Below are 13166 nucleotides of genomic sequence, written 5' to 3'. Positions count from 1 at the left end.
CGCCGGCATGACCACCCCCGACACCGGCGTCCGGGTCGAGCCGGGCTCCTTCCGCGACCCGGCCAACCGTGTCTTCTACGCCGACGGCGAGGTGCTGCGCGGGCTCGACGCGCGGGCGGCCGAGGACTGGCGGGCCCTGGCCGCCAGCGAGTTCTTCCCGCCGCTGCTCGCCGCCGGCAAGGTCTGCGGCACCGAGCCCGTCGCGCCGGACCGGTTCCGCGCCCCCGACGGAGTGCCGCGGGCCGCGGTCCTGCGCCACGAGCGCATCCCGTTCGTCTCCCACCCGTACGAGTGGTCGTTCGGCATGCTGCGCGACGCCGCGTTGCTGCACCTGGAGGTCCTGCGCGCGGCGCTGGCCGCCGGCTTCACCACAAAGGACGGATCGGCCTACAACCTCCAGTGGCACGGCGTCCGACCGGTCTTCATCGACGTCGGCTCGTTCGAGCCGGCCCGGGACGGCGAGCCCTGGGCCGGCTACCGGCAGTTCTGCCAGACCCTGCTCTACCCGCTGCTGCTCACCTCCCACCTCGGCGTGGACTTCCAGCCCTGGCTGCGCGCCCAGGTCGACGGCATCCCGCCGGAGCAGATGCGCCGGCTGTTCACCGGCACCCGCCGGCTGCTGCCCGGCGTCCCCACCCACGTGCACCTGCACTCCGCGATGCAGCAGCGGCACGCCGCCGCGACCACCAGCGACGTGCGGGCGCAACTGCGCACCGCCGGGTACTCCCGGGAACTGGCCCTGGCCGCCGTGCGCCGGATCGAGAAGCTGGTCCGCCGGCTGGCCCCGCACCACGCCCGCAGCCACTGGGGCGACTACCAGCGCACCTGCACGTACTCGGCGGAGGACCGGGCGGCCAAGGAACGCTTCGTCGCCGCGGCGCTGACCGCCGGCCCGCCACCCGGCCTGGTGCTGGACCTGGGCGCCAACGACGGCCGGTACGCCCGGATCGCCGCCCGGCACGCCCGCTACGTCGTCGCCGTCGAGCAGGACCCGGCCGTGGTGGACGACCTGTACGCGGCGCTGCGCGCCGAGGGCCAGCGGCGGGTGCTGCCGCTGGTGATGGACCTGGCCGACCCGTCGCCCGGCGGCGGCTGGCGGGGCGTGGAGCGGGCGGCCTTCGCCACCCGGGCCCGTGCCGACCTGGTGCTGGCCCTCGCCGTCGTGCACCACCTCGCGATCGGGCGCAACGTGCCACTGGACCAGCTCGTCGACCAGCTCGCCGACGCCTGCGCCCCCGGCGGCCGGCTGGTGGTCGAGTTCGTCCACCCGGACGACCCGATGGCCCGGCGGCTGCTGGCCAACCGGCCGCCCGGCCTCTTCCCGGCCTACCGGGCCGACGAGTTCGCCCGGTTGCTGGCCGCCCGGTGCCGGATCGAGCGGCACGTCGAGCTGCCCTCGGGCACCCGGACGCTCTACCAGGCGGTGGTGGGTGGCTGACTCGGCGCCGGCGACCCGCCGGGCCGTCGATCCGGCTCCGGGCCGCCCCGCCAGGCGGGCCGGGTGGCGGGCGGAGCGGGGCCTGCTGCTGGAGGTGGTGGCGCTGGTCGGGCTGGTGGTCACCCAGCCGATGCTGGACGTGCTGGGCCGCAGCCCCGACTTCTTCCTGTTCCACCGGGCCACCCGGGGCGAGGTCCTGACCCTGGTGGCGCTGATCGCAATGGTTCCCACGCTGCCGGTGGCCCTGCTCGGCGCGGCGAGCCGGCTGGCTGGGCGGGGCGTCCGGGCCGGCGTGCACACCGGGACCGTCGGCCTGCTGCTCGCCGCCCTCGCCGTCCAGGTGGGCCGGCACGGCACGCCGCTGCGGGGCGTACCGCTGCTGCTGGTCGCGGCGGTGGTGGGCGTGGCCGGGGCCGCCGCGCACCGGCGGTGGCGCGGCCCGGGGTGGGCGCTGCGGGTGGCCGCGGCCGGGCCGCCGGCCTTCGTGGCGCTGTTCCTGCTCGCCTCGCCGGCGTCGCCGGTGGTGCTGCCGGGTGGTCACGACGGCGCGGCCGGTGCGGCCGGGGCGGGGGAGCACCCGCCGGTGGTCATGCTGGTCCTCGACGAGCTGCCGCTGGTCTCCCTGCTCGGCCCCGACGCCCGGGTCGACGCCGCCCGCTACCCGCACCTCGCCGAGCTGGCGGCCGGCTCCACCTGGTACCGCAACGCCACCGGGGTCAGCGGCTGGACGCCGTACGCGCTGCCGGCCATGCTCACCGGCCGGTATCCGGCGCGGCCGGTCGCCCCGCACTACTCGCAGTACCCGGACAACCTGTTCACCGCCCTCGGCGGCCTGTACGACATCCGGGCGCAGGAGAGCATCACCCGGCTCTGCCCGCCCAGCCGCTGCGACCAGCCGGCCGGTCCCAAGCAGGGCCTCGGCACCCTGGTCCGGGAGAGCGGCCGGCTGCTGCGCCAGGTGACCGCCCCGGTCGACAGCCGCGTCGCCCCCGAGGAGTCGTACCGCGAGCTGACCGCCGCCGAGGCGGGGCTGGACGCCGCCGAGCCGGTCCCGGCCGACCCGAGGTTCCGCTGGGACAGCCTCGACGACAACCAGCCGGCCCGGTTCACCACGTTCCTGGCCGGGCTGCGCCCGAGCGACCGGCCCACCCTGCACTTCCTGCACCTGCTGATGCCGCACGCCCCCTGGGTGTTCCTGCCGTCGGGGGCCCGCTACGCCGCCCCACAGGACCTGCCCAACGACGGCGCGGGCTGGGTCGAGCTGGCCCGGCAGCGGCACCTCGCCCAGTTGGGGTACACCGACCGGCTGATCGGCGAGACGCTGCGCACCCTGCGCGCCACCGGCCTGTACGACAAGGCCCTCGTGGTGGTCACCGCCGACCACGGGGTCAGCTTCGACAACGGCTTCCAGGGGCGTGGGATGTCCGCCGTCCGCGCGGCGGCCGGGCAGGTGGCCTGGGTCCCGACGTTCGTCAAGGAGCCCGGCCAGCGGGCCGGGCGGGTCGACGACCGCAACTGGGAACACGTCGACCTGCTGCCCACGGTCGCCGACCACGCGCACGTGCGGATCCCGTGGCAGGTCGACGGGGTCTCCGCCCTGCGGGCCCCGCGCGAGCGCGCCGGCAAACGCTTCTACGACCGGCCGGGCGAACCAGTCAGCCTCCCCGGCGGGGTGCCGGAGCCGCCGCCCCAGCCGTCGCCCCACCCGCTGGTCGGCGCAACCGTGGGGGAGCGGCCGGTCGGCGGTACCGCCCGGGTCGCCGACCTCGCCGCGTTCCGCGCCGTCGACCCGGACGCCGGCGAACTGCCGGCCCTGGTCTGGGGCACCGTCGGGGCGTCGGTGCGCGACGGCACGCTGCTCGCCGTCGCGGTCAACGGCCGGATCGGGGCGGTCGTCCCGGTCGTCCCGGCCGATGCCGGCGGGCGGCGGTTCGCCGCGCTCCTTTCCGACGACCGGCTGTTCCGGGCCGGCGTCAACCGGCTGGACGTCTACCGGGTCGGACCCGGCGACGAGCTGCGCCAGCTGAGTATTTCCTGAGAGTTTCGCCCGCCCGGTGCAAGGGCCCCTGCCTCCGCGTGACGCGCCCGACCGGACCTTTTGTGAGGCTTAGTCCCGTTTCGTTGCCCGGTCCACGCCCGCCGGGTTTCCCCGCCTGCGGGCCGGGAATCGGGTGACGCATACCTCACCGCCGAACCACGGCGAGCGGGGTTCCCGCAACCGTGTTTACGGTGAATGCGAAGGCAATTTCAAAGTAGATCTGCCGGCGAAGCGAGGAACCACATGACGGAAGTCAAGCTCGATCACTCCGGTGGGCAGCTGTCGATGCCGGTGCACTCGGCGGTCGAGGGCCCCGCCGGCATCGGCGTGAGCAAGCTTCTCAAGGAAACCGGGATGACCACGTACGATCCCGGTTTCGTCAACACCGCGGCCTGCTCCTCCGCGATCACCTACATCGACGGCGACGCGGGCATCCTGCGGTACCGGGGCTACCCGATCGAGCAGCTGGCCGAGAAGTCCTCCTTCCTGGAGGTCTCCTACCTGTTGATCTACGGCGAGCTGCCCGGCCAGCAGGAGCTGACCGAGTTCAGCGAGCGGATCCGGCGGCACTCGCTGCTGCACGAGGAGATGCGCCGGTTCTTCGACGGCTTCCCGCGCGACGCGCACCCGATGGCCGTGCTCTCCTCGGCCGTCAGCGCCATCTCGACCTTCTACCAGGACAGCCTGGACCCGTTCGACTCCGACCACGTCGAGATGTCCACGGTCCGGCTGATGGCCAAGGTCCCCACCATCGCCTCGTACGCGTACAAGAAGTCCATCGGCCAGCCGCTGCTGTACCCGGACAACTCGCTCGGCTACGTGGACAACTTGCTGCGGATGACGTTCGGCGTGCCGGCGGAGCCGTACGAGGTCGACCCGGTCATGTCGAAGGTCCTGGACATGCTGTTCATCCTGCACGCCGACCACGAGCAGAACTGCTCCACGTCGACCGTGCGGCTGGTCGGCTCCAGCAACGCCAACCTCTTCGCCTCGGTCTCGGCCGGGGTGAACGCGCTCTTCGGGCCGCTGCACGGCGGGGCCAACCAGGCCGTTCTGGAGATGCTGAAGAAGATCGAGGCCGACGGCGGCGACGTGCAGTCCTTCGTCCGCAAGGTGAAGGACAAGCAGGACGGCGTGAAGCTGATGGGCTTCGGCCACCGGGTCTACAAGAACTACGACCCGCGCGCCGCCATCGTGAAGAAGGCCGCCCAGGACGTGCTCGGCCGGATGGCCAAGCCGGACCCGCTGCTGGACATCGCGATGAAGCTGGAGGAGATCGCGCTCGCCGACGACTTCTTCGTGTCCCGCCGGCTCTACCCGAATGTGGACTTCTACACCGGCCTGATCTACAAGGCCATGGGCTTCCCGACGAAGATGTTCACCGTGCTCTTCGCCCTCGGCCGGCTCCCCGGCTGGATCGCCCAGTGGCGCGAGATGATCAACGACCCGGAGACCAAGATCGGCCGTCCCCGGCAGCTCTACACCGGGGCCCCCGAGCGGGCGTACGCCCCGCTCACGGAGCGCTGACCCGCCACCGGCACCAGGACGACGACGGGCCGCCCACCCCCACGGGGGTCGGCGGCCCGTCCCCGTGCCCCCACCCCACCCCACCCCACCCCACCCTCCCGCCGATCTTGCACTAGCGGCCCCGGCATATTCGACATTCCGCACAAACCCAGGGCCGAAAGTGCAAGATCGACGGGGCGGGGCGGGGCGGGGCGGGGCGGGGTTGGGTTAGCGGAGGCCGGCGGCGGTTAGGAGGTTGCCGTCGGCGATGTGGGCCGGGGAGCGGCCCTCGGTCATCCGGCGCTCGGCGCGCTCTGCGGTGAACGCCGGGGCCTTGGCGATCGCCGCCGCGTACGCGGCGGCGGTGCGGTGCGCGATGGCCGCCCAGCCGTACTGCTCGTTCACCATGGCGCGGGCCCGGCGGGCCAGCCGCCGGGCGTGCTCCCGGTCGGACAGCAGGGCGTGCACCGCCTCGGTCAGCCCGGCCGGGTCCTGCGGGGCGAAGGTCATCCCGGTGACGCCGGGCTCGACGATTTCGGCGAGCCCGCCGGTCGCGGCGACGGCCAGGGGCGCCCCGGCCGCGGCCCCCTCCAGGGCCACCATGCCGAACGGCTCGTAGATGCTCGGCACCGCGAAGCAGTCCGAGGCTGCCATCACGGCGGGCAGGTCGGTGCCGCCGAGGAAGCCCGGCATGCTCACCATGCCGCCGAGACCGAGCCGGTGCACCTCGGCCTCGAGGGCCGACTTGTACGGCCCGTCGCCGACGATGACCGCGCGCAGCCCGGGGTGCCGCTCGCGCAGCCGGGGCAGCCCGGCGAGCAGGTGTTGCACGCCCTTCTCGTACACCAGCCGGCCGGCGAAGGTGACCAGCGGGCCGTCCCCGGCGAACCGGGTCCGGGCCGAGGCGACCGCCGAGGCCGGCACCTTCCAGCGGTGCGGCTCCACCCCGTTGGGCACCACGTCGACCCGGCTGGTCGGCACGCCGAACAGCGCGTTGACCTCGTCACGCATGTATCCGGAGCAGGCGATCACCCGGTTGGATTCGCCGCTGATCCAGTGTTCGATGCCGTGGATGGTGCGGTTCATCTCTTCGGGGAGCCAGCCTTGGTGTCGGCCGGCTTCGGTGGCGTGGATGGTGGTGATGAGTGGGATGTCGAGGTGGTCTCGGAGGGTGATTGCGGTGTGTGCGACGAGCCAGTCGTGGGCGTGGACGATGTCGTAGGTGGCGGATTCGGTGGCGCGTAGGGCGGCGCGGGTGAGGGTGTGGTTGAAGGCCATGGTCCAGGCGAGGAGGCTGCTGGTGGCGAGGGGGAAGGTGACGGGGTCTTCGGCGGCGCGGAGGATGCGGACGCCGTCGGCGTATTCCTCGTGGGGTGCGCCGTCGGTGTGGCGGGTGATGACGGTGACTTCGTGGCCGGCGGTGGCGAGGGCGACGGAGAGGGCGTGGACGTGGCGGCCGAGGCCGCCGACCAGTACCGGCGGGTACTCCCACGACAGCATCAGGATGCGGCGGGTCTGCGGGGGCACCCCGACCCCGGCGGACTGTGGGATCAAAGGCCGGGAGGTGGGGACGGGCCGGCAGGTCCGGTCCGTGGCGGTGGCGGTCTGCTCGCCGGCCCGCAGGGTCGTCACATCAAACTCCGTCCATGCATGGTGGAACGCGCCGGCAACGGTGGCGGCGAAAAGGGAAGTGGTGGGGGTGGCCGAGGGCCGAGTGGCGGCGTGCGCGGGCGCACGCCCCCGCATCAAGGAAAGGGCATCCGGGGCCGAACCGCGACCTGAGAGGGCCCAAGGTGACGGACGCCACCCAAACGGGCGGTCGGTATCAGGAGGGTGGATTTTGGTTACGGCACGAAACGGTGGATTGGGCGGACCTGTCGCGGGGCATTAGCGGCGTGCGCTCGCCGGGCCGCCCGGTAGGGGCGTTCATCATCATGGGCTGAGGAGCGACATGCAGGTCTGGCCGGGCGAGCGGTACCCCCTGGGGGCGACCTACGACGGGATGGGCACCAACTTCGCGATCTTCTCGGAGGTGGCCGAGCGGGTCGAGCTCTGCCTGTTCGACGAGTGGGACACCGGGGCGGAGCGCCGCGTCGAGCTGCGCGAGGTCGACGCGTACGTCTGGCACGCGTACATCCCCGGCATCGAGCCGGGGCAGCGGTACGGCTACCGCGTCCACGGCCCGTGGAACCCGGCCGACGGGCCGCGCTGCAACCCGCACAAGCTCCTGCTCGACCCGTACGCCAAGGCGGTGGACGGGGACGTGCAGTGGAACGCGGCCGTCTACGACTACGAGCTGGGCGACCCGGACCGGATGTCCGAGACCGACTCGGCGCCGTTCATGCCCAAGTCGGTGGTGGTGAACCCGTACTTCGACTGGGGCAACGACCGGCCGCCGCGCACCCCGTACCACCACTCGGTGATCTACGAGGCCCACGTGCGCGGGCTGACCATGCGCCACCCCGGCATCCCGGAGGAACTGCGCGGCACGTACGCGGCGATCGCCTCCCCGGTCATGATCGAGTACTTCCAGCAGCTCGGGATCACCGCCGTCGAGCTGATGCCGGTGCACCAGTTCGTCCACGACCACCGGCTGGCCGACCTGGGAATGCGCAACTACTGGGGCTACAACACCATCGGCTTCTTCGCCCCGCACCACGGCTACTCCGCGCTGGGCCACCTCGGCCAGCAGGTGCAGGAGTTCAGGGGCATGGTCAGGGCGCTGCACGCCGCCGGCATCGAGGTCATCCTCGACGTGGTCTACAACCACACCGCCGAGGGCAACCACCTGGGCCCGACGCTGAGCTTCAAGGGCGTCGACAACCCCAGCTACTACCGGCTCTCGGAGGAGGACCGCCGGTACTTCGTCGACTACACCGGCACCGGCAACAGCCTGAACGTGCGCAGCCCCCACTCCCTCCAACTGATCATGGACTCGCTGCGCTACTGGGTGACCGAGATGCACGTCGACGGGTTCCGATTCGACCTCGCCGCCACCCTGGCCCGCGAGTTCTACGAGGTCGACCGCCTGTCCACCTTCTTCGAGGTGGTCCAGCAGGACCCGGTGGTCAGCCAGGTCAAGCTGATCGCCGAGCCGTGGGACGTCGGCCCCGGCGGCTACCAGGTGGGCAACTTTCCGCCGGTGTGGACCGAGTGGAACGGCAAGTACCGCGACACGGTGCGGGACTTCTGGCGCGGCGAGCCGGCCACCCTCGCCGAGTTCGCCTCCCGGATCTCCGGCTCCGCCGACCTGTACCAGGACGACGGTCGCCGCCCGTTCCACAGCATCAACTTCGTCACCTGCCACGACGGGTTCACCCTCAACGACCTGGTGTCGTACAACGACAAGCACAACGAGGCCAACGGCGAGGACAACCGGGACGGCGAGGGCCACAACCGGTCCTGGAACTGCGGCGTCGAGGGCGAGACCGACGACCCGGGCGTGCTGGCCCTGCGGCAGCGGCAGCGGCGCAACTTCCTGGCCACCCTGATCCTCTCCCAGGGCGTGCCGATGATCGGCCACGGCGACGAGCTGGGCCGCACCCAGCGCGGCAACAACAACGCGTACTGCCAGGACAGCGAGCTGGCCTGGGTCGACTGGGACGACGCCGACGAGGCGCTGCTGGGCTTCGTCCGGCGGCTCGTCGAGTTCCGCCGCAGCCACCAGGTGTTCCGCCGCCGCCGGTTCTTCACCGGCCTGCCGGTGGGCGGCCGGGCCGCCGGCTCGGGCCTGCCCGACCTGGCCTGGTACACCCCCGACGGTCGGGAGATGACCGGCGAGGACTGGGGCAACGACTTCGGCCGCTCGGTGGCCCTGTTCGTCAACGGCGACGGAATTCCCGAGCGCGGCCAGTACGGCCAGCGCCACCGGGACACCTCGTTCCTGCTCTGCTTCAACGCCCACGACGCCGCGCTGGACTTCACCCTGCCCGGGGAGGAGTTCGGCCAGCGGTGGGAGCTGGTGATCAGCACCGCGGAACCGGAACCGGAGAAGCCGACCCTCGTCGAGGCGGGCGGCACCATCTGCGTACCGGACCGCTCCCTGGTGGTCCTGGAGAGGGCGGTCTGACCGTGCCCGACACCCGCCTCGGCGCGACGTACCGGGTGCAGGTCCGCCCCGGCTTCGACCTCGACGCCACCGCCGGCCTCGCCGGCTACCTGGCCGACCTCGGCGCCACCCACCTCTACAGCGCGCCCCTGCTCACCGCCACCCCCGGCTCGGCGCACGGCTACGACGTGGTCGACCACCGGGCGGTCAACCCCGAGCTGGGCGGCGAGGCCGGCCGGGTCCGGCTGGTCCGGGCGCTGCGCGCGGCCGGGCTCGGCCTGGTCGTCGACATCGTGCCCAACCACGCCGGGGTGGCCCAGCCGGCGGCCAACCCCGCCTGGTGGGACGTGCTGCGCCAGGGCCGCGCCTCGGCGTACGCGCGCTGGTTCGACATCGACTGGGACCGGGGCCGGCTGCTGCTGCCGATCCTCGCCGACGCCCCGGACGCCCTCGACGACCTCAAGATCGTCGACGGGGAGCTGCGCTACCACGAACACCGCTTCCCGATCGCCGACGGCACCGCCGATGGGACCCCGGGCGAGGTGCACGACCGGCAACACTACGAGCTGGTCTCCTGGCGGCGCGGGGACCGCGAGCTGACGTACCGCCGGTTCTTCGCCGTCTCCGACCTGGCCGGCCTGCGGGTGGAGGACCCGGAGGTGTTCGCCGCCACCCATGCGGAGGTGCTGCGCTGGGCGGCGGCCGGCGAGGTCGACGGCATCCGGGTCGACCACCCCGACGGGCTGCGCGACCCGGCCGGCTACCTGGCCCGGCTGCGCGCCGCCGCCCCCGACGCGTGGCTGCTGGTGGAGAAGATCCTCGAGTACGGCGAGGAGCTGCCCGACTGGCCGGTGGACGGCACCACCGGCTACGACGCCCTCGCGCCCGTCGGCGGCCTCTTCGTCGACGGGTCCGCCGAGGGCGACTTCACCGCCCTGGACACCCGGCTGACCGGACACCGCACCTCCTGGTCGGACCTGATCCACGACACCAAGCTGGAGGCGGCCACCCGGCTGCTCGCCGCCGAGCTGACCCGGCTCGCCGCGCTCGCCCCCGAGCTGGAGCCGGCCGAGGCGCGGGCGGCCCTCGCCGAGCTGGCCGCGTGCTTCCCGGTCTACCGGGGGTACCCGCCGCACGGCGCCCGGCACCTGGCCGACGCCCGCGCCGAGGCCGGCCGACGCCGCCCCGACCTGACCGCCGCCCTCGACGCGGTCACCCGCCGGCTGCGCGACCCCGACGACGAGCTGGGGCAGCGGTTCCCGCAGCTGTCCGGCGCGGTGATGGCCAAGGGCGTCGAGGACACCGCCTACTACCGGTGGAGCCGCTTCGTCGCCCTCAACGAGGTCGGCGGCAGCCCCGCCCACTTCGGCACCCCGCCGGCCGAGTTCCACCGCTTCGCCGCCGCCCGACAGGCCCGCTGGCCGGCGGCCATGACCACCCTGTCCACCCACGACACCAAGCGCGGCGAGGACGTCCGGGCCCGGCTCGCGGTGCTGTCCGAGCTGCCCGAGCGCTGGGCCGAGCGGATCACCCGGTGGACCGCCGCCGCGCCGCTGCCCGACCCGGCGTTCGCCCACCTGCTCTGGCAGACCGCCGTCGGGGCGTGGCCGATCGAGCGGGAGCGGCTGCACGCGTACGCCGAGAAAGCCGCCCGGGAGGCGTCGGTCGCCACGAGCTGGGCCGACCCCGACCCCGGCTTCGAGCACGCCATGCACGCCCTGGTCGACCGGATGTACGACGACCAGGAGCTGCACGCCGAGCTGACCGCGTTCGCCGCCGAGATCACCCCGGCCGGCTGGTCCAACTCGCTCGGGCAGAAGCTCGTCCAGCTCGCCATGCCCGGTGTGCCCGACACCTACCAGGGCACCGAGCTGTGGGAGAACTCGCTGGTCGACCCGGACAACCGCCGCCCGGTCGACTTCGCCGTACGCCGAGAGCTGCTGGCCCGCCTCGACGCCGGCCGGCAGCCGGCGGTGGACGCCGAAGGGGCGGCGAAGCTGCTCGTGGTGTCGCGGACCCTGCGGCTGCGCCGCGACCGCCCGGAGCTGTTCACCGGCTACCACCCGCTGCCTGCCCGGGGCCCCGCCGACGCCCACGCCGTCGCCTTCGACCGGGGCGGCGCGGTCGCCGTCGCCACCCGGCTGCCGCTCGGGCTGGCCCGCGCCGGCGGTTGGGGCGACACCACCCTGTCACTTCCCGTTCACGAGGTGACCGACCTGTTCACCGGCCGGGTCTACGGTGGCGGGGAGACCCCGCTGGCCGACCTGCTGGCCGCCTACCCTGTCGCGCTGCTGGCTCCCACCACCGAGTTCGTGGAGGCTGCGTCATGACCGAGTTCACCGTGTGGGCGCCGGAGGCCGCCCGCCTCCGACTGCGCCTGCCCGGCGACGCCGACCACGAGATGCGCGCCGGCCCCGACGGCTGGTGGCGCGTCGAGGTGCCCGCCGCCGGCCCCGGCACCGACTACGCCTACCTGATCGACGACGACGACCGGGCCCTGCCCGACCCCCGCTCGACCTGGCAGCCGGCGGGGGTGCACGGCCCGAGCCGGCGCTACGACCACGCGGCCTTCGAGTGGACCGACACCGGCTGGACCGGCCGGCAGCTGCCCGGCAGCGTCCTGTACGAGCTGCACGTCGGCACGTTCACCCCGCATGGCACCTTCGACGCGGCCATCGGCCGCCTCGACCACCTGGTCGACCTCGGCGTCGACATGATCGAGCTGCTGCCGGTCAACGCCTTCAACGGCGAGCACAACTGGGGGTACGACGGGGTCTGCTGGTACGCCCCGCACGAGCCCTACGGCGGCCCGGACGGACTGAAACGGTTCGTCGACGCCGCCCACGCCAAGGGTCTGGGGGTGATCCTCGACGTCGTCTACAACCATTTCGGGCCCTCCGGGGCCTACGCGCCGATGTTCGCGCCGTACCTCACCGAGCAGGACAACACCTGGGGCCGGACCGTCAACCTCGACGGTCCGCACTCTGACGGCGTGCGCCGCTACATCCTCGACAGCGTGCTGATGTGGCTGCGCGACTACCACGTCGACGGGTTGCGGCTCGACGCCGTGCACGCCATGCCCGACTCCCGGGCCACCCACCTGTTGGAGCAGATCGCGGCGGAGGTGGAGACCCTCTCCACCCACCTGGGCCGGCCGCTGTCGCTGATCGCCGAGTCCGACCTCAACGACCCGACGCTCGTCACGCCCCGGGAGGCCGGCGGGTACGGCCTGCACGCCCAGTGGAACGACGACGCCCACCACGCCCTGCACAGCATGCTCACCGGGGAGCGGCAGGGCTACTACGGCGACTTCGGCTCCCTGGAGTGCCTGTCGGAGGTGCTGACCGGGGCGTTCTTCCACGCCGGTACCTGGTCCAGCTTCCGCAGCCGCAGCCACGGCCGGCCGGTGGACCGGCAGCGGGTGCCGGGGCACCGGTTCGTGGCGTACCTGCAGAACCACGACCAGATCGGCAACCGGGCCACCGGCGACCGCATCTCGGCGTCGCTGTCTCCTGCGTTGCTCCGGGTGGGGGCCACGCTGCTGTTCACCGCGCCGTTCACCCCGATGTTGTTCATGGGGGAGGAGTGGGCGGCCAGCACCCCGTGGCAGTTCTTCACCAGCCACCCGGAACCGGAGCTGGCGACCGCCGTCGCGGCGGGCCGCAGGCGGGAGTTCGCCGCGCACGGCTGGCCGCCCGGTGACGTGCCGGACCCGCAGGCCCCGCAGACCTTCGCCCGCTCCCGGCTCGACTGGGCCGAGCTGGACAAGCCCGAGCACCGTGAGATGTACGACTTCCACCGGCGGCTCATCGCGTTGCGCAAGAGCCGGGCCGACCTGTCCGATCCTCGGCTGGACCGGGTCGACTTCCGGCACGGGGACCAGTTCCTGGTGATGCGGCGGGGCGAGACGCTGGTGGTGGCGAACCTGGCGGCCAAGCCGCAGCGGATCACGTTGCCGGGGATGGCGCGTCGGGTGCTGCTGGCCACGGGGGAGGGGATCACGGTGACGAGGGACCGCATCGACCTGCCGGCGGAGGCGGCGGCAATCGTGGCGCTCTAGGGTCTTCCGGCCGTCACCGTGATCGTTTGCTGATTTGTGAGACGACACGCCGGGCGAGTTCTCCAGAAACAACACA

Annotated in this window: 7 protein-coding genes; 6 read left to right on the top strand and 1 reads right to left on the bottom strand. The window is 73.1% G+C overall.

Annotated elements, in window-relative coordinates; all coding sequences use genetic code 11:
* Positions 1 to 7: 7 nt before the first annotated feature.
* The 3 genes from ACQPZO_RS18155 (at position 8) to ACQPZO_RS18145 (ending at position 5003) form a co-directional block, all read left to right on the top strand.
* Positions 8 to 1438 (top strand): class I SAM-dependent methyltransferase, encoded by a 1431-nt coding sequence (locus ACQPZO_RS18155; RefSeq protein ID WP_433342501.1) that lies wholly within the window; start codon positions 8 to 10, stop codon positions 1436 to 1438.
* Positions 1431 to 3476, top strand: coding sequence for a sulfatase-like hydrolase/transferase (locus tag ACQPZO_RS18150; protein WP_433342498.1), 2046 nt, complete (start codon positions 1431 to 1433; stop codon positions 3474 to 3476). The genes ACQPZO_RS18155 and ACQPZO_RS18150 overlap by 8 nt, the downstream gene beginning before the upstream one ends.
* 243 nt (positions 3477 to 3719) lie before the next feature.
* Positions 3720 to 5003 (top strand): citrate synthase, encoded by a 1284-nt coding sequence (locus ACQPZO_RS18145; RefSeq protein ID WP_433342497.1) that lies wholly within the window; start codon positions 3720 to 3722, stop codon positions 5001 to 5003.
* Positions 5004 to 5210: 207 nt separating this feature from the next.
* Here the strand turns inward: ACQPZO_RS18145 and ACQPZO_RS18140 are convergent, their stop codons facing one another.
* The gene (locus tag ACQPZO_RS18140; RefSeq protein ID WP_433342496.1) at positions 5211 to 6614 is read right to left on the bottom strand and encodes a glycosyltransferase family 4 protein; all 1404 of its coding nucleotides are present in this window, start codon (positions 6612 to 6614) and stop codon (positions 5211 to 5213) included.
* A gap of 319 nt (positions 6615 to 6933) precedes the next feature.
* Between ACQPZO_RS18140 and glgX the strand changes: the two genes are divergently transcribed.
* Genes glgX through treZ form a run of 3 tightly spaced genes read left to right on the top strand, consistent with a single transcriptional unit; the run spans position 6934 to position 13090 of the window.
* The gene (gene glgX / locus ACQPZO_RS18135) at positions 6934 to 9051 is read left to right on the top strand and encodes a glycogen debranching protein GlgX (protein ID WP_433342494.1); all 2118 of its coding nucleotides are present in this window, start codon (positions 6934 to 6936) and stop codon (positions 9049 to 9051) included.
* A 2-nt stretch (positions 9052 to 9053) separates the two neighbouring features.
* On the top strand, positions 9054 to 11360 hold the full coding sequence (gene treY / locus ACQPZO_RS18130; RefSeq protein WP_433342493.1) for a malto-oligosyltrehalose synthase: 2307 nt from the start codon (positions 9054 to 9056) through the stop codon (positions 11358 to 11360).
* Complete coding sequence (gene treZ, locus ACQPZO_RS18125) at positions 11357 to 13090, top strand: malto-oligosyltrehalose trehalohydrolase (RefSeq protein WP_433342491.1); 1734 nt, start codon at positions 11357 to 11359, stop codon at positions 13088 to 13090. The genes treY and treZ overlap by 4 nt, the downstream gene beginning before the upstream one ends.
* Positions 13091 to 13166 lie beyond the last annotated feature (76 nt).

It is taken from the genome of Micromonospora sp. CA-111912 (assembly GCF_050948415.1).
Lineage (GTDB): Bacteria > Actinomycetota > Actinomycetes > Mycobacteriales > Micromonosporaceae > Micromonospora.
This window is presented reverse-complemented; position numbering and strand designations above follow the sequence as displayed.

Coding starts and splice junctions, on each gene's coding strand:
- ACQPZO_RS18155 (WP_433342501.1), top strand. CDS start 8: ATGACCACCCCCGACACCGGCGTCCGGGTCGAGCCGGGCTCCTTCCGC.
- ACQPZO_RS18145 (WP_433342497.1), top strand. CDS start 3,720: ATGACGGAAGTCAAGCTCGATCACTCCGGTGGGCAGCTGTCGATGCCG.
- glgX (WP_433342494.1), top strand. CDS start 6,934: ATGCAGGTCTGGCCGGGCGAGCGGTACCCCCTGGGGGCGACCTACGAC.
- treZ (WP_433342491.1), top strand. CDS start 11,357: ATGACCGAGTTCACCGTGTGGGCGCCGGAGGCCGCCCGCCTCCGACTG.